Source organism: Mesorhizobium sp. WSM3868 (assembly GCF_002294785.1).
GTDB lineage: Bacteria > Pseudomonadota > Alphaproteobacteria > Rhizobiales > Rhizobiaceae > Mesorhizobium.
Genome location: NZ_NSGB01000003.1, coordinates 153084 through 174518, shown reverse-complemented (window position 1 = coordinate 174518; position 21435 = coordinate 153084). Strand labels below are relative to the sequence as shown.

Here is a 21435-nt window from a genome sequence, read left to right as displayed (position 1 = left end):
GCTTGACGACTTATGAATAATTTGTTTGCATATGAATGAAGCATGGAGCTTCAGCCACGACGGCCTGCGGCCGTTCCAGGGAGGATATTCATGAACAGACTGCTTTCCGGCGTCGCCGCCGGCGCATTGCTCATGGCATCGGGTGCGGTCTTTGCTGCCGACCTGCCGGGCAAGTTCACCGGCGTCACGATCGACGCCAAGCTGATCGGCGGCCAGCAATACGAAAAACTCTACGCGCGCATCGGCGAGTGGGAGAAGGCGACCGGCGCCAAGGTCAACGTCATCTCCAAGAAGAACCATTTCGATCTCGACAAGGAGATCAAGTCGGACATCGCCTCCAACTCGATCACCTGGTGCGTCGGCTCCAACCACACCTCGTTCGCGCCGCAATATCCGGGCATCTACACCGACCTCGCCAAGCTGCTGCCGAAGGAGGAGATCGACGCTTTCGTCCCGGCCAACATCGCCGCCGGCACGCTCGACGGCAAGCTGGTGATGCTGCCGCGCGCGCAGTTCGACGTCTCGGCGCTCTACTACCAGAAGAGCCTCTACCAGGACGAAGCCAAGAAGAAGGCCTACAAGGAGAAATACGGCGAGGAGCTCGCCCCGCCGGACACCTTCGACGAGATGGCCCAGCAGGCGGAATTCTTCGCCAGCCCGCCCGACTTCTACGGCACGCAATATGCCGGCAAGGAAGAGGCGATCAACGGCCGCTTCTACGAGATGCTGATCGCCGACGGCGGCGAATATCTCGACAAGGACGGCAAGCCTGCCTTCAACTCCGAGGCCGGCGTCAAGGCGCTCGACTGGTTCGTCAAGCTCTACAAGGCCAAGGCTGTGCCCGCCGGCACGACCAACTATTTGTGGGATGATCTCGGCCAGGGGTTCGCGTCCGGCACGGTGGCGCTCAACCTCGACTGGCCGGGCTGGGCCGGCTTCTTCAACGACCCGAAGTCGTCCAAGGTCGCCGGCAATGTCGGCGTCAAGGTGCAGCCGAAAGGCTCGTCCGGCAAGCGCTCGGGCTGGTCCGGCGCGCATGGCTTCTCGGTGACCGAAAACTGCGCCAACAAGGAGGCCGCCGCCTCCCTCGTCTGGTGGCTGACCAACGAGGACAGCCAGAAGCTGGAAGCCGCGGCCGGCCCGCTGCCCACCCGCACCAAGGTGTGGGAATGGGACCTCGAGCAGGCCAAGTCCGATCCTTACAAAACCGAAGTGCTGCAGGCCTTCCAGGAAGCCGCCAAGAACGCCTTCCCGGTGCCGCAGACGCCGGAATGGATCGAGATCTCCAACGCGGTCTATCCCGAACTTCAGGCCGCCATCCTCGGCGACAAGACCTCCAAGCAGGCGCTCGACGACGCTGCCGCCAAGGCGACGCAGATCCTCGAGGACGCCGGCAAGCTCTAAGGACTATCCTCCCAGCGGCGCCGGTCTTCGCGACCGGCGCCGCTTTGACCGAGGCGGCCGCCCATCGCCGGCCGTGCAAACAATTTTGGGACTTTGGATGACGGCCAAGCGGCTTTCCGCGCCAACGCTTCTTCTGCTGCCGGCCGTGCTCGTTCTGGCGGCCGTGGTGGTCGTGCCGCTCTGCCTGTCATTCTATTCGAGCTTCACGCCGTTCAGGCTGACGCGGCCGGAAACCTTCTTCACCTTCATCGGCCTGCGCAACTATCGCAACATTCTGTCCGACGCGAATTTCTGGTGGGCCTTCGGCCGCACCGTGCTCCTGCTCACCATCGCGCTCAATCTCGAAATGCTGCTCGGTCTCGGCCTCGCGCTGCTGGTCGAGAAGGCAAGCCGCGGCCAGCGGTTGCTGCGCACCATCATGATGTTCCCGATGATGTTCTCGCCGATCCTGGTCGGCTTCCAGTTCAAGTTCATGTTCAACGACAATATCGGCTTGGTGAACAACGCGCTGCAGTCGCTAGGCATCACGCGGGACGCCATTCCCTGGCTGATCGAAGGCCATCTCGCCTTCATCGCCATTTCAGTCGCGGAGATCTGGTCGTCGACCTCGATCTTCGCGATCCTGATCCTCGCCGGCCTGCTCGCCATGCCGAAGGAGCCGGTCGAAGCGGCGCGCGTCGACGGCTGCACGCCGTGGCAAACCTTCCGCTATGTGACCTGGCCCTTCATCATGCCCTTCGCCTATATCGCCATGACCATCCGCTCGCTCGACGTTGCGCGCGCCTACGACATCGTCAAGATCATGACCGATGGCGGCCCGGCCGGCCGCACGGAACTGTTGTGGACGCTGGTCGCGCGCACCGCATACAGTGACGCGCGCATGGGCGTGGCCAATGCGATGGCCTATTTTTCGATCCTGCTGTCGATCGTCTTCACCGTCTATTTCTTCAAGAAGCTCGCAGCGGCGCGGACCCAGATCGGCGCGGAGTGGTGACGATGGACGCCAACGCATCCGCCCGTCTGAGGCGCCGCGCCGGCGTCGTCGCCCACCGCGTCGGCCTGTTCCTCGCCATGCTTTTGATCTGTCTGCCCGGCATCTGGATCGTGCTGTCCTCGCTGCGGCCGACGGTCGAGATCCTTGCCAAGCCGCCGGTCTGGATCCCGCAGCAGGTCTCGCTCGATGCCTACGTCGCCATGTTCAGCGGTGTCGGCAAGGGCGGCATTCCCGTCCTCGACTATTTCCGCAATTCCCTGATCATCTCGGTGACCTCGACCGTCATTGCCATCGCCATCGGCATGGCCGGTGGCTACGCTTTCGCGCGCTACCGTTTCCGCGGCAAGTCGGCGATGTTCCTCGGCCTGATGCTGACCCGCACCGTGCCCGGCATCGCGCTGTCGCTGCCGCTGTTTTTCGTCTATGCGCGGCTCGACATCATCGACACGCATTTCGGCCTGATCCTCGCCTATGTCGCGCTCAATGTGCCGTTCACCATCTGGCTGATCGACGGCTTCTTCCGCCAGGTGCCGAAGGATCTCGCCGAGGCCGCGCAAATCGACGGCTGCACGCGCTGGCAGGCCTTCTGGCAGGTCGAGTTTCCACTCGCCGGGCCAGGCATCGCGTCGGCCGGCATCTTCGCCTTCCTTACCTCCTGGAACGAATTCGCGCTCGCCTCGCAGCTGACGCGCTCGATCAATTCCAAGACGCTCCCCGTCGGGCTGCTCGACTACACCGCCGAATTCACCATCGACTGGCGCGGCATGTGCGCGCTGGCGGTGGTGATGATCATCCCGGCGCTGCTCCTTACCTTCATCGTCCAGAAACACCTCGTCGGCGGCCTGACTTCCGGCGCGGTGAAAGGTTGATCCGATGGCGATTGTTTCGCTCAAGAAACTGACCAAGCGTTACGGCAACATGGAGATCGTGCACGGCATCGACCTCGATGTCGCCGACCGCGAATTCATCGCGCTGGTCGGGCCGTCCGGCTGCGGCAAGTCGACCACGCTGCGCATGATCGCCGGGCTGGAAGACATCTCCGGCGGCACGATCGAGATCGGTGACCGCATCGTCAACGATCTGCCGCCGCGTTCGCGCAACATCTCGATGGTGTTCCAATCCTACGCACTTTATCCGCACATGACGGTGCGCGAAAATCTTGGTTTCTCCCTGAAGATAGCCGGCGCGCCGAAGGAAGAGATGGACCGTCGCGTCGCCGAGGCCTCGGCCATTCTCGGCCTCGACGCGCTGCTCGAGCGCCGCCCCTCCCAGCTTTCCGGCGGCCAGCGCCAGCGCGTCGCCATGGGCCGCGCCATCGTGCGCGACCCGGACGTCTTCCTGTTCGACGAGCCGCTCAGCAACCTCGACGCCAAGCTACGCACGCAGATGCGCACCGAGATCAAGAAGCTGCACGCCAAGGTGAAGTCCACGGTCATCTACGTTACCCACGACCAGGTCGAGGCGATGACGCTCGCCGACCGCATCGTCATCATGCGCGACGGCAACATCGAGCAGGTCGGCACGCCGGACGAGGTCTTCCAGCGGCCGGCGACACGCTTCGTGGCGGGCTTCATCGGCTCGCCGCCGATGAACCTGCAGGAGGCAACCGTGGACGACGGCAAGATCGTCTTTTCCGGCGGACAGAGCCTGCCGCTGCCCGGCCGTTTCAAGGCCAAGGTGAACGCCGGCGACAAGGTAGTGTTCGGCCTGCGTCCCGACGACCTCTACCCCGTGGGCCACGGCCTGCATTCGGGCGATGCCGCTGACGTCCACGAGATCGAGCTGCCGGTGACGGTGACCGAGCCGCTCGGCAACGAGACGCTGGTGTTCGCCGAATTCGACCGCCGCGACTGGGTTTCGCGGATGCTGAACCCGAGGCCATTGCGGGCGGGCGATCGTGTAGCGATGAGCTTCGACCTGTCGCAGGCGCATCTCTTTTCCGCGGAAACCGGCAAATCCTTGAGGGCCTGACGATGGCGAAGATCGAGAAAGTCGAGCTTGCAATGGTCGATCTGGTGCCGAAGGTGAAGCGCACCGACGCCATCCAGAGTTTCGTCAGCCAGGAGACGCCGATCGTCACCATCACCGACGTCGACGGGGCGGTCGGCATGGGCTACAGCTACACGATCGGCACCGGCGGCTCTTCGGTGATGCGGCTTCTGGCCGACCACCTCGCGCCGCGCCTTATCGGTGAGGATGCCGACCGGATCGAGGCGATCTGGCACGATCTTGAATTCGCCACGCACGCCACCACCATCGGCGCTATCACGGCCATCGCGCTCGCCGCCATCGACACTGCGCTCTGGGACCTTCGGGCGAAGAAGCAGAAGCTGCCGCTCTGGAAGCTTGCCGGCGGCGCCAAGAACCGCTGTCCGCTTTACACCACCGAAGGCGGCTGGCTGCACATCGAGACTGAAGCGCTTGTCGAAGATGCGCTGGCCGCCAAGGCGAAAGGCTTCACCGGCTCGAAGGTCAAGATCGGCAAGCCGCACGGCGCCGAGGATTTTGCCCGGTTGTCGGCCGTGCGCAAGGCGGTCGGCGACGGCTATGAGATCATGATCGACTGCAACCAGGGTTTTACCGTCGACGAAGCCATCCGGCGCGCCGAGCGGCTGCGCGATCTCGATCTCGCCTGGATCGAGGAGCCGCTGCCGGCCGACGACATAGACGGCCATGTGCGGCTATCGAATTCGACGGCGACGCCTATCGCCGTCGGCGAGTCGCTCTATTCGATCCGCCATTTCCGCGAATATATGCAGAAGGGCGGCTGCAGCATCGTCCAGGTCGATGTCGGCCGCATCGGCGGCATCACGCCCTGGCTGAAGGTGGCGCATATGGCGGAAGCCTTCGACATGCCGATCTGCCCGCATTTCCTGATGGAACTGCATGTCAGCCTGGCCTGCGCGGTGCCGAACGGCAAATATGTGGAATATATCCCGCAGCTGGATGAGTTGACGGGCAAGAAGATGGTGATCGAAAACGGCCACGCCCTGCCGCCGGACGAGCCGGGCCTCGGCATCGACTGGGATTTCGATGCGATCAAGGCGCTGAGCGTCGTCGAATTCAGCGTCACCGTCACGGAGCGGAGGAACTGAGAATGCAGCGAATTGGCATGGTGCTTGGCCTGAAGCCGGAAAAGGTCGAGGAATATGTGCGCCTGCACGCCGCCGTCTGGCCGGACGTGCTCGAGATGATCTCCGCCTGCAACATCAAGAACTACTCGATCTACCTCAAGCGGCCGGAGAACCTGCTGTTCTCCTATTTCGAGTATCACGGCACCGACTATGCCGCCGACATGGCCAAGATGGCGGCCGATCCGAAGACCCAGGAATGGTGGTCGGTCTGCATGCCATGCCAGGAACCCTTGCCGACAAGGCAGGATGGCGAGTGGTGGGCGACGATGGATAAAGTCTTCCACCATGACTGATGCCTTCGATCCCGCCTCGCTGGCGCAATCCTGGCCGATGCCTGCAAAGCCGCGTCCGATCGTCACCTTCGGCGCCGGCTCGATCGTCGGCGATGCGCATTTCCCGGCCTATCGCAAGGCTGGTTTTCCAGTGGTGGGTCTCTACGATCCGGACCAGGCCAAGGCTCGGAAACTGGCCGAACAATGGGGCGTGACGGCATTCGGCTCGGTGGACGAAGCGGCTGCCGTCAAGGATGCGATCTTCGATCTCGCAACGCCGCCCGGCCGGCACGCCGAGGTGCTGAAGGCCCTGCCCGACGACGCGGTCGCATTGATCCAGAAGCCGATGGGCAACTACCTTGGCGAGGCAACCGAGATCCTTGAAATCTGTCGCGCCAAGAAGCTCAAGGCTGCAGTGAATTTCCAGCTTCGCTTTGCGCCGATGATGCTGGCGCTGAAGGACGCGATCGCCAAGGGCTGGCTTGGCGAGGTCGTCGACTTCGATGCCTGGCTGGCGCTCGCAACGCCGTGGCAGCTCTGGGAATTCCTGCTCGCGGCGCCGCGTGTCGAGATCGCCATGCATTCGATCCACTATCTGGACCTGATCCGGCAGCTTCTCGGCGACCCGAGGGGCGTGCATGCCAAGACGCTCGGCAATCCCAATCACAAGGTAGCGCAGACCCGGACAAGCGCCATCCTCGACTATGGCGACACGGTGCGCTGCGCGCTCTCGATCAACCACGATCATAAGTTCGGACGGCGGCATCAGGCCTGCGAGTTCCGTATCTGCGGCACCGAGGGCGCCGCCTACGTCAAGCTTGGCCTCAATCTCGACTATCCGCGCGGTGAGCCCGACGTGCTGGAAATCCACCCTAAAGGCGGCTCCGATTGGGTCGGCGTGCCGCTCACCGGCGAATGGTTCCCCGACGCCTTTGTCGGGCGCATGGCCAATGTGCAGCGCTTCGCCTCCGGGGAAGACAAAGAGCTGGTCAGCTCCGTCGAAGATGCCTGGAACACCATGGCACTGGTGGAAGCCGCCTATCGTTCGAGCGCCGCGCCGGCGACGCCGCTCACCGCAAAACCGTAAGGAACGGCATGGAACAGGTCACCTATTTCGACGACTACGAGATCGGCTCGTCGCGGCTGACCAGCGGCCGCACCATCACCGAGACCGACTTTGTCGTCCATGCCGGCCACACCGGCGATTTCTTTCCGCACCACATGGACGCCGAGTTCATGAAGACGACGCCCTTCGGCCAGCGCATCGCGCATGGCACGCTGGTGTTCTCGGTCGGCGTCGGCCTGACCGCGAGCGTCATCAACCCGGTCGCCTTCTCCTACGGTTATGACAGGCTGCGCTTCATCAAGCCGGTCTTTATCGGCGACACGATCCGCACGCGCACGACGATCGCCGCGAAGGAAGACGATCCGAAGCGGCCGGACTCCGGGCGCGTCATCGAGCGCGTCGAGGTTTTGAACCAGCGCGACGAGGTCGTGCTGGCCGCCGATCACATCTATATCGTCGAGCGGCGCCCCCGGCTCGGCTGAAGACGGAGACAAAACAACATGGCTGATCTGACAGGCAAGGTGGTGGTCGTGACGGCCGCTGCGCAAGGCATCGGTCGGGCTAGCGCGTTGGCTTTCGCCAAGGCTGGCGCGATCGTCCACGCCACCGACATCAACGAAGCGGCGCTGGCCGAGCTCGGCAACACCTCGGCCATCAAGACTCGCAAGCTCGACGTGCTGAACGACGACGCCGTGCAGGCCGCCTTCGCCGAAATCGGCCGCGTCGATGTGCTTTTCAACTGCGCCGGCTTCGTCCATTCCGGCTCGATCCTCGACATGAAGGACGAGGACCTCGACTTTGCCTTCAACCTCAATGTGCGCGCCATGATCCGCACCATCCGCGCCGTGCTGCCCGGCATGCTGGAGCGCGGCGATGGGGCGATCATCAACATGTCCTCGGTCGCCGGCGCCCCGAAAGGCGTGCCGAACCGCTTCGCCTATGGCGTGACCAAGGCGGCCGTGATCGGGCTGACCAAATCGATCGCCGCCGACTATGTCGGTAAAGGCATTCGCTGCAACGCGATCTGCCCCGGCACGGTGGAGAGCCCCTCGCTCGAAAGCCGCATGCGGGCGCAAGGCGACTATGAGGCCGCCCGTGCCGCCTTCATCGCCCGCCAGCCGATGGGAAGGTTGGGCACGGCGGAGGAGATCGCCGATCTTGCCGTCTATCTCGCCGGCGCCACCTATACGACCGGGCAGGCCTATAATATCGACGGCGGCTGGTCGATCTGATGAGGCACCGAGCATGACCTGCATTACCGATCTTCGCGTCTTCGATCTGCGCTTCCCGACGTCGCAGAGCCTCGACGGGTCGGACGCGATGAATCCGGACCCCGATTATTCGGCCGCCTATGTCATCCTCGACACCGATAGCGAGGGGCTCAGCGGCCACGGGCTCACCTTCACCATCGGCCGGGGCAACGAGATCTGCTGCGCGGCGATCGAGGCGCTGCGCCATCTTGTTGTCGGGATCGACCTCGACTGGGTCAAGCAAGATCCCAGCCGCTTCTGGCATCACGTGACCGGCGACAGCCAGTTGCGCTGGATCGGCCCGGACAAGGGCGCCATGCACCTCGCCGTCGGCGCGGTTGTCAATGCGGTCTGGGATCTGTGGGCCAAGGAAGCCGGCAAGCCGGTCTGGCGCCTTGTCGCCGACATGAGCCCGGAAGAGATCGTGCGCATCGTCGACTTCCGCTATCTCACCGATGCGATCACGCCGGCCGAAGCGCTGGAGATCCTGAGGAAGGCCGAGGCCGGCAAGGCCGAGCGCATCGCCAGCCTCGAGCGCGAAGGCTATGCCTGCTATACCACATCGGCCGGCTGGCTCGGCTATCCCGACGACAAGCTGAGGCGCCTCTGCCAGGAAGCAGTCGACGAGGGGTTCAATCACATCAAGCTGAAGGTGGGCCGCGACCGCGCCGACGACATCCGCCGTCTCAGGATCGCCCGCGAGGTGATCGGTCCGGACCGTTACCTGATGATCGACGCGAACCAGGTCTGGGAGGTCGACCAGGCGATCGACTGGCTGCGCGATCTTGCCTTCGCCAAGCCCTTCTTCATCGAGGAGCCGACCAGCCCGGACGATGTCGCCGGCCATGCCAAGATCCGCAAGGCGGTGGCGCCGATCAAGGTTGCGACCGGCGAGATGTGCCAGAACCGCATCATGTTCAAGCAGTTCATCGCCGGCGGCGCGATCGATATCGTGCAGATAGATTCCTGCCGCATGGGCGGCCTGAACGAGGTGCTGGCCGTGCTTTTGATCGCCGCCAAGTTCGGCTTGCCGGTCTGGCCGCATGCCGGCGGCGTCGGCCTGTGCGAATATGTCCAGCATCTGTCGATGATCGACTATATCGCGGTGTCGGGCACCAAGGATGGACGGGTGATCGAATATGTCGATCACCTGCACGAGCATTTCCTCGAGCCCTGTGCCATTGAGAATGCGGCGTACATGCCGCCGACGGCGCCGGGCTTCTCGATCGAGATGAAGCCGGACTCGATTGCCGCCTACCTATTCCACAGTTGAATGCGAGCCGTAACGCAGGTGGCCTTGGCGGCGTTACGGCGTCGCTTCTACCTGGCGCGCTTCAGTCAACCTCGACGGCAAGCACCGCAACACAATCGCCGGCCTTGACCAGGCCGGGGAAATGGCGCGCGGCCAGGAGCCCTGACATCCTGGCCTTGATCTCCTGGGGCGCGGTGCCGGTGCGACCGGTCGAATGGATGCGCGCCACGACCTGGCCTTCCTCCACCTTCTCGCCGAGATCGATCATGGTCTCGATCATGCCCTCGTCCTCGGCAAACGCAAAGCAGTCCCCCGAGGGCATGTCGAGCCATTGAGTTCGATTTTTCTCGATAGCACCATCAACGATGCCGGCATGGCGAAGCACATTGAGGATGCCACGGCGAGCGATGCGCACCGTCTCGGCCCGGGCCGTGCCGCCACCGCCGAGCTCGGTAGTGACGAAGACCTTGCCCATCTTCTCGGCCGCGGTGTCATACATGCCAACGGTATCGATCTCGGTCATGCGCATCGAGAACGGAGCCGAGAAGGCTTCGACCGCGGCGAAGGCCTCTTTCTCCTGTTCCTTGTCCGGCAGCGTATGCGCGGCGCAGAACGGCACGAAGTCCAGCGTCTTTCCGCCGGAGTGGAAGTCGAACACGATGTCCGCCCGCGGCAACAATTCGCGCTGGAAATAGTCGGCAATCTTTTCCGTCACGGTACCGTCCGGCCGGCCGGGAAAGCTGCGGTTCATGTTGCCCTTGTCGATCGGCGAGGTGCGGCTGCCGGCGCGGAACGCCGGATAGTTCATCGCCGGCACGATGATGACGGTGCCGGTGACATCCTTCGGGTCGAGCGTGCGAGCGAGCTCGTAGAGCGCCAGCGGGCCTTCATATTCGTCGCCGTGATTTCCCCCGGTAAGCAGCGCCGTCTGCCCGTTGCGGTTGCGGACGATACAGATCGGAATCATCACCGAGCCCCAGGCGGAATCGTCGCGGCTGTAAGGCAGGCGCAGAAAGCCGTGCTGGACACCGTCGCGCTCGAAATCGACGGTCGGCGTTATCGGCGATGGAGGCAGAGCTGGCATAGGCCTCAATCCTTCACGAACAGTTTGCGCGGCACATTGGCCAGGCACTCGACGCCGGTCTCGGTGATCAGGATCGATTCGGTGATTTCAAGTCCCATTGTCTCGAGCCACAGACCCGTCATGAAATGGAAGGTCATGCCGGGCTTGAGCTCGGTGCGATCGCCGGGGCGCAGGCTCATCGTGCGCTCGCCCCAATCCGGCGGATAGGAAAGACCGATCGAGTAGCCGGTGCGGTTGTCCTTGACGATGCCGTACTCCTTCAGCACGGCGAAGAAGGCATTGGCGATGTCCTCGCAGACATTGCCCGGCTTGGCGGCCGCAAGGCCCGCCTCCATGCCCTCTAGCGTCGCCTTCTCGGCGTCGAGAAAGGCCTGCGTCGGCTTGCCGAGGAAGACGGTGCGCGACAGCGGGCAGTGGTAGCGATTGTAGCAGCCGGCGATCTCGAAGAAGGTGCCCTCGCCCACCTTCATCGGCTGGTCGTCCCAGGTGAGATGCGGCGCCGAGGCGTCGGCGCCCGATGGCAAGAGCGGCACGATCGCCGGATAGTCGCCGCCGATGCCCTCAACGCCGCGCGTGCCGGCATCATAGATCTCGGCGACCAGATCGCATTTGCGCATGCCGACCTCGATCTTGTCGACGATGCGCTGATGCATGGCCTCGACGATGCGGGCGGCCTTGCGCATGAAGTCGACCTCGGTCGGGCTCTTCACCGCGCGCTGCCAATTGACCAGCGCGGTGGCGTCGAGGAAGCGGGCGTTGGGCAGGTGCTTCTGCAGCGAGGCGAAGGCAGCCGCCGAGAACCAATAATTGTCCATCTCGACGCCGATGGTCAGCTTGTCCCAGCGGCGATCGGCAAGCACGCTGGCGAGATAGTCCATCGGGTGCCGCTCGGTCGACTGCACGTAGTGGTCGGCGTAGCCAATGATGTTGTCATGCGCGAGATAGGCGGTGCGCTTGGCGCCGTTGGCGTCCTGGCCGCGGCCATACCAGACCGGCTCGCCCGAAGGCGGCACGATGACCGCCTGATGCACATAGAAGGACCAGCCGTCATAGCCGGTCAGCCACGCCATGTTGGACGGATCGCTGACGATCAGCAGATCGACCCCCTTGGCCTCCATGGCTTTCCGCGTCTTTGCCAGGCGATCGGCAAATTCGCCCCGCGAGAATTTCAGGTTCGGCTGCATTTTGTTGGTCCTCGTTTGTTGGGCCTCGCGGCCATATTCAGCTTTCGAAAATCGTTCCCGTCTTCGCCGCCCCAGCGCGGTCGCGGGCTAAGGTGGCGATCGCGGTGTCCTGCACGCCGGTGCCGGTGAGATCCGCGATGGTGATGTCGCCGGCCGATCGTCGTCCGTGCTTTTTCCCGGCGATGACCTGGCCGAGCTCAGTGACTTCCGCGTCGGCCGCCATCGCCCCTGCCTCGATGGCGTGGTGAAGCTCGCCCAAGCGCCGCGTCTGCTTCGCGCTGTCTGCGACATAGAGATCTGCCAGGCGAAGGATCGCCGGCGCGATCTCGTTCTTGTGCTCGGCATCCGAGCCCATCGCGGTGATGTGCTGGCCGGCCGAGACGAACCCGGCCTTGATCAGCGGCTCGGTCGAAGGCGTGGTGGTGACGATGATGTCGGCGCCCGCTGCCGCCCTCGCCGCATCCGGCTCGGCACGCACCATGATGCCCAGTCTCTCGCGCAAGCGGGCCGCGGTCGCCTCGGCCTTGGCCGCATCGCGCGCCCAGACGCGCGCCTCCGCGATCGGCCTGACGAGGCGCAGCGCTTCCAATTGCAGGCCGGCCTGCAAGCCGGCGCCGAAGATCGCCGCTATGCTGGAGTCTTCGCGCGACAGATGCTTGGCCGCGACCGCGCCGGCTGCGGCGGTGCGCACATCGGTCAGATAGCCATTGTCGAGCAGCAGCGCCTCGACCACACCGGTCTTGGCCGAAAGCAGCACCATCATGCCGCCGCCGCTCGGCAGGCCGAGCTTCGGATTGTCGAAGAAGCCGGAGCTTATCTTGACGGCGAAGCCATCTATGCCGGGCACGTAGGCGGACTTCACGTCGACCTCGCCGCGATGCTCGTGAATGTCAAGCCTCAAGATTGGCGGCATCGCCACCGGCATTGTCACCAAAGCCCGAAACGCGTTCTCGACGCAGGCGACCGCATCCAGATCGAGCGTCACGATCTTGCGCAGCTCGGCTTCGGTGAGGATGGTCATGCGGCTCATGTGGGGCGCTCCGTCAGTGCAGCGTTGCCGCAGACGATGCGGCGATGCAGGCTCATGTCGATGTTGCGGCCAGACAGGATGGCCACCACCGGTCCTTTCGCAGTGACCTTCCCAGCAAGCAGCGCGCCGATGCCGACCGCGCCCGCGCCTTCGACGATCTCGCGCTCTTCCTCATAGGCATGCCGAATGCCGGCGGCGATCTCGTCCTCGGAAAGCAGGATGACGTCGTCGAGCAGCTCACGGCACATGGCAAAGGTCAGCCGGTTATCGAGGCCGATGCCGCCGCCCAGCGAGTCCGCAAGCGTCGGCAATTCCTCGACCTGCACGGGGCGGCCGGCATCGAGACTCGCCTTCATCGCGGCACCGCGCGCCATCGAGACGCCGACGACTTTGGTGGCTGGGCTCACCCCCTTGACCGCCGCGGCAACTCCGGCCGCAAGGCCGCCGCCGGAGAGCGGCACGAGCACACTTGCTGCGTCCGGAACCTGCTCCAATATCTCCAGCCCCAGCGTGCCCTGCCCAGCGGCGATGTCCGGATGGTCGAAGGGCGGCAGCATGACCAGCCCCTCCTCCGCAACCAGCCTGTCCACCTCCTGCTGGGCATCGTCCTGGCTGTTGCCGACGATGCGAATATCCGCGCCAAGGCGGCGGATTGCATCGAGCTTGTTCTCGGGCACCAGCTTCGACATGCAGATCACCGCCCGCATGCCCTCGAGCTTCGCCGCATGGGCCAGCGCGCGGCCGTGATTGCCGGTCGATGCCGCGACGACGCCGCGCGACCTTTCCTCCGGACTCAACGCGGCGATCGCGTTGGACGCGCCGCGCAGCTTGAACGCGCCGGTCGTCTGGTGATGTTCCAGCTTGAGGTGAACGGGATGGCCCACGCGATCCGAGAGGCTTTGCGACAACACAGTCGGCGTCCGCTCGACCTTTCCGGCAATGCGTTCGCGCGCAACGCGGATATGCTGAAGCGTGACTTCCGTTTTGGTCATTGGCATGCCGCTCACTGGGCCAATGGCTTCGTCATCAGCCGGCCGAACTGCGGCCGCGCCGTGTCGTCGCCGCAAAGCCGCAGGCAGTTCCAGGCGCTCGCCTGGTTGCTGGTGACGACCGGGCGGCCGATTGCCTCCTCCATGCCTGGAACGGCGAGCGCCGCGCGTAGCGCGGTGCATGAAACGAACAGCGCATCCGCCTGCGCATGCGTCGCCTTGCGCGCCAGATCGACGAGCGAGGTAGGCTCGATGCGTGCCATCTCCCGATCGTCCTCGAAGCCGAGGCAGGTGACGCTCTCGATGTCGAAGCCGTGCGCGGCGAAATAGGCGGCCATCGGCCGGCTGGTCTCGACGGTGTAAGGAGTGAGAATGCTGATCCGCTTCACGCCAAAAGCGTTGAGGCCGCGCACGCCGGCCATGGGCGGCGTGACCACGGGAACATTCGGCTTGGCCGCCTGGATCGCCTGCTCGATCTCGGCGTCGCCGATCACCACGGAAGCAGACGTGCAGGAATAGCAGACGGCATCGAGCGTCTCGTCCGGCAGGATCAGTGCCGCGCCCGTCGAAAGCGAGGGCTGCATCTTGCGCAGATTGTCCGGCGTCGTCGGATTGGCGTAGGGGATGCGCGCGACATAGACGCCGATCCGCTCGCTCGCCACCATGCGGCGGAAGTCGACCTCGCTGGTATGATCGGTGGCCAAAGCAATCAGCCCGACGCGCTTTTCGAGCGGACGCGCATCGAGTGCGGGCCGGGTCGATGCCAGCTCGATTTCGGGCAACGGTTTCATGACTTTCATCTCTCGATCCTGCCGTAACGACGCTCCAGCCAGCGCAACAGCACGACGGAGCAGAGGCTGATGACGAGGAAGAAGGCGCCAACCAGCGTCATCGGCTCGATGTAGCGGTAATAGGTATTGGCGACGCTCTTGGCTTGGTTCATCAGCTCCAGCACGGTGATCGCCGAAAGCAGCGGCGTCTCCTTGAACATGGCGATGAAATAGTTGGCCAAGGCCGGGATCATCGGCGGGATCGCCTGCGGCAGGATGACATGCGTCCAGGTGTGGCGGCCGTTAAGATTGCAGGCCTTGGCGGCCTCCCACTGACCGCGAGGCACATTGTCGATGCCGGCGCGATAGACCTCGGCCGTATAGGTGCCGTAGTGCAGTCCAAGCCCGATGACGCCCGCCACCAAGGGCGGCAGCAGGATGCCGATATCGGGCAGCACGTAGAAGATGAAATAGAGCTGCACCAGAAGCGGCGTGCCGCGGATGAATTCGGCGAACCAGCCGACGCTGCGCGACACCGTGCGGTTAGGCGAGCGCCGCGCCAGCGCGATCGCCAGACCGACGATCCCGGCCAGGATCGAGCCGAGCACGGTCGCCAGGATCGTGATCTTCACCCCCTGGATCAGGGTCGGCATGATCTCCCAGACAAAGTTCCAATCCCATTCCATCAGCGGGCCCATTCCATCAGACACGCACTCCGTCGAGACCGCGCGCCATGCGGCGCTCCAGCGAGCGCACGCCCCAGGAGATGATCAGCGCGAGCGCGAAATAGATGACGAGAACGGAGAGGAAGGGCATCAGCGTGCTGCCCGTCTGCGAGCGCACCACTTGCGCCTGGAAGGTGAGATCGGCAAGCGAGATCAGCGATACGACCGAAGTCGCCTTGAGCAGCTCGATCGCGTTGTTGCCGAAGGTTGGCAGCATGATGAGCAGCGCCTGCGGCAGGATGACGTGGCGCATGCCTTGCCAGCGGCCGAGATTAAGCGCCGTGCAGGCCTCATATTGCTCACGGCCGATCGACAGGATGGCGCCGCGCACGACTTCCGCCGCATAGGCTCCGACATTGAGCCCCAGCGCCAGCACGCCGGCCTGCAAAGGCGTCAGCGACAGACCGGCGAAAGGCAGCACGAAATAGGCCCAGAACAGCTGCACGAAGATCGAGGTGCCGCGGAAGAACTCGATATAGGTCGTGGCAATCGCGCGCACGATGAAGAAGCGCGACACACGTCCCATGCCGGCGAGAAAGGCCATGACGAGCGCAAGCACCGACCCCATCAGCGTCAGCTCGATGGTGACAAGCGCTCCCTGCAATATCAGGCCGAGATAGCCGGACCACTGGGTCATTGAGTTTCAAATTTTCCTAACGTTTGCAGTCGTTGCGAGACGGCTCCGACAGCCTTGTCCCCGCCCACGGGGAGGAGATGACGGCAGGCAGATGAGGGGCAGCGCTGACCTTGAAATGCTGGCGCGCCGCCCCTCATCCGGCTCTTCGAGCCATCTTCTCCCCGCAGGTGGTAAGAAGGGAGATTACTTCGCCGCGCAGAGCTTCTCGCGCGTCGTCGACATCGCCGCCTTGGCCGAGAAGCCGTAGGGCTCGATGATCTTGGCGAACTCGCCGGACTTCTTCATCTTGGCGAGCTCGACGTCATAGGCATCGCGCAGCGCCTCGTCGCCCTTCTTGAAGGCGGCGCCGTCGCAATAGACCGGCGCGCCCTGCACCGGCGCGATCACTTCGAGATTCGGATCATTGGCCTTCTTGATGAGGTCGTTGATCGACAGAACGGGCAGCGAATAGGCGTCGATGCGGCCGTCCTGCACCATCTTCAGGCCGCTCTGGCCGTCCGGCACGACGATGACGCGGTCGCGCGGCACGCCGGCATTGAGCGCCAGCTTCTCCTCGGTGCCGCCGCCCGGCGCGCCGATAGTGGCCGACGTGTCCTTGGCGACGTCCTCATAGCTCTTGAAACCCTTCGGGTTGCCCTTCTTCACCAGCATCGCTTCCGCATCGCACAGCACCGGCTCGGAATAGGCGACAGCCGCGCAGCGCTCGGGCTTCATGAACAGGCCGGCGGTGACGACATCGAAGCGGCCGGCCTGCAGGCCGGGGATCATGGCGCCATATTCGGAGATGGAGGCGACGATATCGTTGACGCCGAGGCGCTTGAAGATCTCGCGCGCTACGTCGGGTGCGGCGCCCGAGACCTTGCCGTCCGCGGCGACCGCGGTGTAGGGCGGCTCGTTGGCAATGGCGACGCGGGCGAAGCCCTGCTGCTTGAGCTGCTCGAGCTTTGCGTCGTCTGCTGAACGCGCGCCGGAGGCGAGCAGCATGGTGCTTACGGCGAGACCGGCGACGCCAGCCAGGATGCCAAGTTTCTTCATCGTTCCCAACTCCTTGTTTCTCTTCTTGGTTCGCTCGGTTCGGATGGCGTACTTGCCACCCGTTTCTGGCTTTCGGGACGGCTTCGCCGCCCTGGCATGGCGGTCAGACGCGATGTCCGGCCGCGATGATCTTCTTCAGGAAGCCCTGCGTGCGTTCCTGCTTGGGATGGCGGAAAATCTCATCGGGCTTGCCCTCCTCGACGATCCTGCCGCGATCGAAGAACAGCACGCGATCGGCAAAGTCATGGGCAAAGCCCATCTCATGAGTGACGAGCAGCATCGTCATGTCGGTTTCGGCGGCGAGCTTACGCATGACATTGAGCACCTCCTCGACCAGCTCGGGGTCGAGCGCCGAGGTGACCTCGTCGAACAGCATGATCTTGGGCGACAGCGCCAGCGCGCGGGCGATCGCGACGCGCTGCTTCTGGCCGCCGGAAAGCTGTGCCGGCATGCTCTTCGCCTTATCGGCGAGGCCCACCATGTCGAGCAGTTCCATCGCCCGTTTTTCGGCGGCGGCTCGCGCCACGCCCTTGGTCAGCATCGGCGCCAGCGTGACATTGTCGATGACGCATTTGTGCGGGAAAAGATTGAAGAGCTGGAAGACCATGCCGATCTTCTGGCGCATCTTGGCCAAGTGCCGCTCGTCGGCCGGTACCAGCTGCCCGTTGCGCTCCATGTGATAGAGCTGCTCGCCGTCGATCTGGATATGGCCGCCGTCGATCTTCTCCAGCGTCATCAGGATGCGCAGGATCGTCGTCTTGCCCGATCCGGATGGGCCGATCAGCGCCAGCTTCTCGCCTGGCATGACCTGCATCGACAGGCCGTCGAGCACCTTGAAGGCGCCGAAGCTCTTCGAAATGGCGTCGACCTTGATGATGGGCGCGGGCAATCCATTTCCCCGTTCTGAAGCGGCCTATGCTCCTAACGATGCGAAACGCGCTAAATCATGTCAATTAGGAAAATAATATCATGACAATTTTTCGAGCGCTGCACAATTGGGGCAATTGGCGCTCCGCTTTTGCATCAGATGGCGAGCAGAAGATGCTCCGGATCGCCCAGCAGGAGCTTGGCGACAACGCTCAGGCCCGCGCGCAGTTCCCCTTCGGTGGTCGAGCCGAGCGAGATGCGCACGGCGGGATGCCACGGCGTGTCGGCGATGCGGAACGACGTGCCCGGCGCGATCGCCACGCCGCGCAGGCGCGCCTGCGCAACGAAGCTCTCCTCGGCGCGGTCGCCCGGCAATTGGAGCCACAGATGCAGCCCGTCGCGATGGGAGCGATAGTCGACGCCGGCCAGCATTTCGGCTGCGATTTCCTGCCGGCGTCTCAGCGCCCGGCGTTGCCAGTCGACCAACTCAAAAGCCGTGCCGTCGTTCACCCACCGGGTCGCGATTTCCGCCACCATCGGCGTCGCCATCCAATTCGAGACGAGATGGCGGTTGGCGACGGCCGCGACATAGCGGTCGGGCACCGCGAGATAGCCGATGCGCAGGCCGGGCACGGTGATCTTGGTGAAGGAGGTGACGTAGAGCGTCCGCTCGGGCGCGAAGGCGGCAACCGCCGGAGGCCGGCCTTCGACGAGCGGCCCGAGCACGTCGTTCTCGATGATGGCGATGTCATGTTTGCGCGCGACCGCGGCGATCTGCTCGCGCCGGCTGGCGTCCATCAAGCTCGCCGTCGGGTTGATGACCGAAGGCTGGACGAAAACGGCGCGAATGTCGGAGAGACGGCAGGCCTCATCCAACGCTTCCGGGATCAGGCCGTTGTCGTCGATCGGCAGGCCTTCGAGATTGAAGCCGAGATAGCGGGCGAGCGGCACCAGCGTGTGGTGGCCGATCGCCTCGGTGGCGACCGTCGAGCCGGGCGGTGCGACGCTCATCAGCGCTACCGTCATGCCGGCGGTGGCGCCGTTGGTGAGGCTGATGTTCTGCGGTGAGGCGTCGAGGCCGCAGAGCTTCAGCCATTCGACCGCCACCGTGCGATGACGCGGGAACACCATGTTCGGCCGGAACGACAGCGCCGAACTCGACGGCAGGTTCTCGGCCAGCCACCCCAACGCCTGCTTCAGCTTCTCCAGATGCATCGGCTCGCAGACCGGCTTCAGGATCGAGAGGTCGATGACCTCGCCCAACCGTTCCGGGAGGTAGGGCGGCTCCGGCTCCCGGCGCTGCGTCTGCACGAAGCTGCCGCGCCCGACCTCGCCGGCAATCAGACCGCGGCGGATCAGTTCCTCATAGGCGCGGCTGACCGTCTGGACCGAAAGTTTCAGGTCGTCGGCAAGCCGCCGGTGCGTCGGCAGTCGCGCGCCATTGGCGAGCTTTCCATCATGGATGGCGCGCGCGAACTGATCGGCCAGCGAGAGGTAGGCCGGGCGGCGGATGAGCGCAGGATCTGGCTGCCATAATGTCATGACTTTATTAGAGATCGAAATCAGTGCAATTGACAATCGAAATAATGCATCGTCATGGTGTCCGGAACAAAAAGGCGGAGCATGGCGGCAGCGAAACTCGATCCGATCGACCTCAAGATCCTCGACGCCATCCAGCGCGACGGGCGCATCACCAAGCTGGCGCTGGCCGAGAAGGTCGGCCTGTCGCCGACGCCTTGCTGGATGCGGCTGCGCAAGCTGGAGAAGGCCGGCATCGTCTCCGGCTACCACGCCGCAATCGCCATGCGCGCGATCGCGCCGGTGGCGACCGTGCTGATGGAGGTGACATTGGCCAGCCACCGGCAAGCCGATTTCGACCGTTTCGAGCGGGTCGTCCGCGACGTGCCCGAGATCGTCGCCTGCTGGTCGGTCGGCGGCGGCGTCGACTATGTGCTGAAAGTGATGGCGCGGGACATCGACGCCTATCAGCGGCTTGTCGACGCCCTTCTGGAACGCGAGATCGGCATCGACCGCTACTTCACCTACATCGTCACCAAGACGGTGAAGGAGGAGTCCGTGGTGCCTGTCGCCGACCTGTTGCCAGGCTGAAGCCGGAGAGATCGTCTGGCGCGACGGGCGATGGGAGACAATCTCTCTCCTGGCGGCTGCCGAAAAAGCCTCTCTGTCTCGGTCGCGCGGCTAATCTCTCCGCATCGACTGGCACCGGGAGACAAACGATGTCCGCGCATTTTGCACGCCCACACCGCCACGAAGCACTGGATCGTCTCGCCGATCGCCGGCTGCTGCGCGATCTCGGCTATATCGGGGGACATTGGACGGCCGGCGACTCGGCCGCGAGCTTCGCAGTCACCGATCCGGCCACCGGCGCTACAGTCGCCTTCGTTGCCGCCCTCGGCGCAAGCCAAACGGCGGAGGCTGTCGACGCTGCAGCGCGTGCCCTGCCGGCCTGGCGCTCCGCGCTGCCGCAAGAGCGTTCCAGAATCTTGCGAAAATGGTTCGAGCTGATCGTCGCCGCCAAGGACGACCTGGCGCTGCTGATGACGCTTGAACAGGGCAAGCCGCTAAAGGAATCGCTGGGCGAGATCGACTACGCCGCCTCCTTCGTCGAGTGGTATGCCGAGGAAGCAAAGCGCCTCAATGCCGAAAGCGTCACCAGCCATCTGCCGAATGCTCAGATGACCGTTCGCCGCGAGCCGCTCGGCGTCGTCGGCGTCGTCACCCCATGGAACTTTCCGTCGGCCATGCTCACCCGCAAGGCCGCTGCGGCGCTTGCCGCCGGCTGCACCGTGGTGACGCATCCGTCCTCGGAAACGCCGCTTTCGGCGCTGGCGCTGGCCGAGCTCGGCGAGCGTGCCGGCCTGCCCGCCGGCGTCTTCAACGTTGTCACCGGGGATGCGCGCACCATCGTCGGCGCGATGTGCGCTGACGCCCGGGTGCGCGCCATGAGCTTCACCGGTTCGACCGACGTCGGCCGGCTGATTGCCGCGCAGAGCGCGCCGACGATGAAGCGGCTGGTCATGGAGCTCGGCGGCCATGCGCCGCTGATCGTCTTCGGTGATGCCGATATCGAAAAGGCGGTGACGATCGCCCTCGACGCCAAATTCGCCACCTCCGGCCAGGATTGTCTTGCCGCCAACCGCATCTATGTGCAGCGCCAGATCTATGACCGCTTCTGCGCCGCCTTCGCCCGTTGCATCGAGCGCCTGCGCACCGGCAACGGGCTTTCACCCGACGCCGATATCGGCCCGCTGATGCATGAGCGCGCCGTCAAGAAGGTGGAGGAGCAGGTCGCAGACGCGCTGGCTCGCGGCGCGCGCTGCCTCATCGGCGGCAAGGTCCATGCGGCCGGGCCGCTGTTCTATCAGCCAACGCTGCTCGTCGATGTGCCGGACGAGGCGCTGATCATGCATGAGGAAACCTTCGGCCCGGTCGCCGCCGTCACCCCGTTCGACGAGGAAGCGGAAGTCGTCGCCCGCGCCAACGCTACCGAATATGGCCTCGTCGCCTATGTCGTGACCGAGAACGGCGCGCGCCAGGCGCGCATGGGTCGCGCGCTGGAATACGGTATGGTCGCGATCAACCGGGTGAAGATCACCGGCGCGCCGATCCCGTTCGGCGGCGTCAAGCAGTCGGGTATCGGCCGCGAAGGCTCGCGCCATGGCCTCGAAGCCTTCACCGATCTGAAATACCTTTGTCTGGACGTCGCCTAGCGCACGCCGGA

At 64.4% G+C, this 21435-nt stretch carries 22 protein-coding genes; 12 read left to right on the top strand and 10 right to left on the bottom strand.

Going from position 1 to position 21435, the window contains the following annotated elements:
* Positions 1-90 precede the first annotated feature (90 nt).
* From CK221_RS07060 to CK221_RS07015, 10 genes are all read left to right on the top strand, one after another.
* The gene (locus CK221_RS07060) at positions 91-1404 is read left to right on the top strand and encodes an extracellular solute-binding protein (RefSeq protein ID WP_067002278.1); all 1314 of its coding nucleotides are present in this window, start codon (positions 91-93) and stop codon (positions 1402-1404) included.
* A gap of 97 nt (positions 1405-1501) precedes the next feature.
* Positions 1502-2398 (top strand): sugar ABC transporter permease, encoded by an 897-nt coding sequence (locus CK221_RS07055; RefSeq protein ID WP_095777216.1) that lies wholly within the window; start codon positions 1502-1504, stop codon positions 2396-2398.
* 2 nt (positions 2399-2400) lie between these two features.
* Positions 2401-3267 carry a carbohydrate ABC transporter permease gene (locus CK221_RS07050; RefSeq protein ID WP_095777215.1) on the top strand — a complete coding sequence of 289 codons (867 nt, stop codon included), beginning with the start codon at positions 2401-2403 and terminating at the stop codon, positions 3265-3267.
* A 4-nt stretch (positions 3268-3271) separates the two neighbouring features.
* Entirely contained in the window at positions 3272-4369 is a 1098-nt protein-coding gene (gene ugpC / locus CK221_RS07045; protein ID WP_095777214.1) for a sn-glycerol-3-phosphate ABC transporter ATP-binding protein UgpC, read from the top strand.
* 2 nt (positions 4370-4371) lie between these two features.
* Positions 4372-5493 (top strand): mandelate racemase/muconate lactonizing enzyme family protein, encoded by a 1122-nt coding sequence (locus CK221_RS07040; protein ID WP_095777213.1) that lies wholly within the window; start codon positions 4372-4374, stop codon positions 5491-5493.
* 2 nt (positions 5494-5495) lie between these two features.
* Positions 5496-5825: an L-rhamnose mutarotase gene (locus tag CK221_RS07035; RefSeq protein WP_095777212.1), complete on the top strand. Its 330-nt coding sequence runs from the start codon at positions 5496-5498 to the stop codon at positions 5823-5825.
* Positions 5818-6891: a Gfo/Idh/MocA family oxidoreductase gene (locus CK221_RS07030; RefSeq protein ID WP_095777211.1), complete on the top strand. Its 1074-nt coding sequence runs from the start codon at positions 5818-5820 to the stop codon at positions 6889-6891. Before CK221_RS07035 ends, CK221_RS07030 begins: the two co-directional genes overlap by 8 nt.
* An 8-nt stretch (positions 6892-6899) precedes the next feature.
* The gene (locus CK221_RS07025) at positions 6900-7352 is read left to right on the top strand and encodes a MaoC/PaaZ C-terminal domain-containing protein (RefSeq protein WP_095777210.1); all 453 of its coding nucleotides are present in this window, start codon (positions 6900-6902) and stop codon (positions 7350-7352) included.
* Positions 7353-7370: 18 nt separating this feature from the next.
* Complete coding sequence (locus tag CK221_RS07020) at positions 7371-8102, top strand: SDR family oxidoreductase (protein ID WP_095777209.1); 732 nt, start codon at positions 7371-7373, stop codon at positions 8100-8102.
* Between the two features lie 13 nt (positions 8103-8115).
* Complete coding sequence (locus tag CK221_RS07015) at positions 8116-9393, top strand: L-fuconate dehydratase (protein ID WP_095777208.1); 1278 nt, start codon at positions 8116-8118, stop codon at positions 9391-9393.
* 61 nt (positions 9394-9454) lie between these two features.
* On the opposite strand, the gene doeB is transcribed toward CK221_RS07015, so the two are convergent.
* From doeB to CK221_RS06965, 10 genes are all read right to left on the bottom strand, one after another.
* Positions 9455-10456 (bottom strand): N(2)-acetyl-L-2,4-diaminobutanoate deacetylase DoeB, encoded by a 1002-nt coding sequence (doeB, locus tag CK221_RS07010; protein ID WP_095777207.1) that lies wholly within the window; start codon positions 10454-10456, stop codon positions 9455-9457.
* A gap of 5 nt (positions 10457-10461) precedes the next feature.
* A complete protein-coding gene (doeA, locus tag CK221_RS07005) occupies positions 10462-11640 on the bottom strand; it encodes an ectoine hydrolase DoeA (RefSeq protein ID WP_095777206.1) in 1179 nt (392 codons plus the stop codon).
* A gap of 37 nt (positions 11641-11677) precedes the next feature.
* Complete coding sequence (locus tag CK221_RS07000; RefSeq protein ID WP_095777205.1) at positions 11678-12670, bottom strand: cyclodeaminase; 993 nt, start codon at positions 12668-12670, stop codon at positions 11678-11680.
* The gene (eutB, locus tag CK221_RS06995; protein ID WP_095777204.1) at positions 12667-13662 is read right to left on the bottom strand and encodes a hydroxyectoine utilization dehydratase EutB; all 996 of its coding nucleotides are present in this window, start codon (positions 13660-13662) and stop codon (positions 12667-12669) included. The genes CK221_RS07000 and eutB overlap by 4 nt, the downstream gene beginning before the upstream one ends.
* Before the next feature lie 11 nt (positions 13663-13673).
* On the bottom strand, positions 13674-14450 hold the full coding sequence (eutA, locus tag CK221_RS06990) for an ectoine utilization protein EutA (RefSeq protein WP_095777366.1): 777 nt from the start codon (positions 14448-14450) through the stop codon (positions 13674-13676).
* A 5-nt stretch (positions 14451-14455) separates the two neighbouring features.
* Positions 14456-15115 carry an ectoine/hydroxyectoine ABC transporter permease subunit EhuD gene (gene ehuD, locus CK221_RS06985; RefSeq protein WP_067002307.1) on the bottom strand — a complete coding sequence of 220 codons (660 nt, stop codon included), beginning with the start codon at positions 15113-15115 and terminating at the stop codon, positions 14456-14458.
* 16 nt (positions 15116-15131) lie between these two features.
* Entirely contained in the window at positions 15132-15791 is a 660-nt protein-coding gene (gene ehuC / locus CK221_RS06980; protein WP_095777203.1) for an ectoine/hydroxyectoine ABC transporter permease subunit EhuC, read from the bottom strand.
* Between the two features lie 183 nt (positions 15792-15974).
* Complete coding sequence (gene ehuB, locus CK221_RS06975) at positions 15975-16775, bottom strand: ectoine/hydroxyectoine ABC transporter substrate-binding protein EhuB (protein WP_245307596.1); 801 nt, start codon at positions 16773-16775, stop codon at positions 15975-15977.
* 154 nt (positions 16776-16929) lie between these two features.
* Positions 16930-17715 (bottom strand): ectoine/hydroxyectoine ABC transporter ATP-binding protein EhuA, encoded by a 786-nt coding sequence (gene ehuA, locus CK221_RS06970; RefSeq protein ID WP_095777202.1) that lies wholly within the window; start codon positions 17713-17715, stop codon positions 16930-16932.
* Positions 17716-17849: 134 nt separating this feature from the next.
* Positions 17850-19235: a PLP-dependent aminotransferase family protein gene (locus CK221_RS06965; protein WP_095777201.1), complete on the bottom strand. Its 1386-nt coding sequence runs from the start codon at positions 19233-19235 to the stop codon at positions 17850-17852.
* A gap of 81 nt (positions 19236-19316) precedes the next feature.
* On the opposite strand from CK221_RS06965, the gene CK221_RS06960 reads away from it, so the two are divergent.
* Both CK221_RS06960 and CK221_RS06955 read left to right on the top strand, forming a co-directional pair.
* A complete protein-coding gene (locus tag CK221_RS06960; protein WP_095777200.1) occupies positions 19317-19802 on the top strand; it encodes an Lrp/AsnC family transcriptional regulator in 486 nt (161 codons plus the stop codon).
* 128 nt (positions 19803-19930) lie between these two features.
* Positions 19931-21424 (top strand): NAD-dependent succinate-semialdehyde dehydrogenase, encoded by a 1494-nt coding sequence (locus CK221_RS06955; RefSeq protein ID WP_095777199.1) that lies wholly within the window; start codon positions 19931-19933, stop codon positions 21422-21424.
* Positions 21425-21435 lie beyond the last annotated feature (11 nt).

Excerpts from the sequence above, each read along its gene's own strand:
- CK221_RS06955 (WP_095777199.1), top strand. The coding sequence starts at position 19,931 with ATGTCCGCGCATTTTGCACGCCCACACCGCCACGAAGCACTGGATCGT.
- ehuD (WP_067002307.1), bottom strand. The coding sequence starts at position 15,115 with ATGGAATGGGATTGGAACTTTGTCTGGGAGATCATGCCGACCCTGATC.
- doeB (WP_095777207.1), bottom strand. The coding sequence starts at position 10,456 with ATGCCAGCTCTGCCTCCATCGCCGATAACGCCGACCGTCGATTTCGAG.
- eutB (WP_095777204.1), bottom strand. The coding sequence starts at position 13,662 with ATGACCAAAACGGAAGTCACGCTTCAGCATATCCGCGTTGCGCGCGAA.
- ugpC (WP_095777214.1), top strand. The coding sequence starts at position 3,272 with ATGGCGATTGTTTCGCTCAAGAAACTGACCAAGCGTTACGGCAACATG.
- CK221_RS07025 (WP_095777210.1), top strand. The coding sequence starts at position 6,900 with ATGGAACAGGTCACCTATTTCGACGACTACGAGATCGGCTCGTCGCGG.
- CK221_RS06965 (WP_095777201.1), bottom strand. The coding sequence starts at position 19,235 with ATGACATTATGGCAGCCAGATCCTGCGCTCATCCGCCGCCCGGCCTAC.
- CK221_RS07055 (WP_095777216.1), top strand. The coding sequence starts at position 1,502 with ATGACGGCCAAGCGGCTTTCCGCGCCAACGCTTCTTCTGCTGCCGGCC.
- CK221_RS07050 (WP_095777215.1), top strand. The coding sequence starts at position 2,401 with ATGGACGCCAACGCATCCGCCCGTCTGAGGCGCCGCGCCGGCGTCGTC.
- CK221_RS07040 (WP_095777213.1), top strand. The coding sequence starts at position 4,372 with ATGGCGAAGATCGAGAAAGTCGAGCTTGCAATGGTCGATCTGGTGCCG.
- ehuC (WP_095777203.1), bottom strand. The coding sequence starts at position 15,791 with ATGACCCAGTGGTCCGGCTATCTCGGCCTGATATTGCAGGGAGCGCTT.
- doeA (WP_095777206.1), bottom strand. The coding sequence starts at position 11,640 with ATGCAGCCGAACCTGAAATTCTCGCGGGGCGAATTTGCCGATCGCCTG.
- CK221_RS07000 (WP_095777205.1), bottom strand. The coding sequence starts at position 12,670 with ATGAGCCGCATGACCATCCTCACCGAAGCCGAGCTGCGCAAGATCGTG.
- CK221_RS07035 (WP_095777212.1), top strand. The coding sequence starts at position 5,496 with ATGCAGCGAATTGGCATGGTGCTTGGCCTGAAGCCGGAAAAGGTCGAG.
- ehuB (WP_245307596.1), bottom strand. The coding sequence starts at position 16,775 with ATGCTGCTCGCCTCCGGCGCGCGTTCAGCAGACGACGCAAAGCTCGAG.
- CK221_RS07015 (WP_095777208.1), top strand. The coding sequence starts at position 8,116 with ATGACCTGCATTACCGATCTTCGCGTCTTCGATCTGCGCTTCCCGACG.
- eutA (WP_095777366.1), bottom strand. The coding sequence starts at position 14,450 with ATGAAACCGTTGCCCGAAATCGAGCTGGCATCGACCCGGCCCGCACTC.
- CK221_RS07030 (WP_095777211.1), top strand. The coding sequence starts at position 5,818 with ATGACTGATGCCTTCGATCCCGCCTCGCTGGCGCAATCCTGGCCGATG.
- CK221_RS06960 (WP_095777200.1), top strand. The coding sequence starts at position 19,317 with ATGGCGGCAGCGAAACTCGATCCGATCGACCTCAAGATCCTCGACGCC.
- CK221_RS07060 (WP_067002278.1), top strand. The coding sequence starts at position 91 with ATGAACAGACTGCTTTCCGGCGTCGCCGCCGGCGCATTGCTCATGGCA.
- CK221_RS07020 (WP_095777209.1), top strand. The coding sequence starts at position 7,371 with ATGGCTGATCTGACAGGCAAGGTGGTGGTCGTGACGGCCGCTGCGCAA.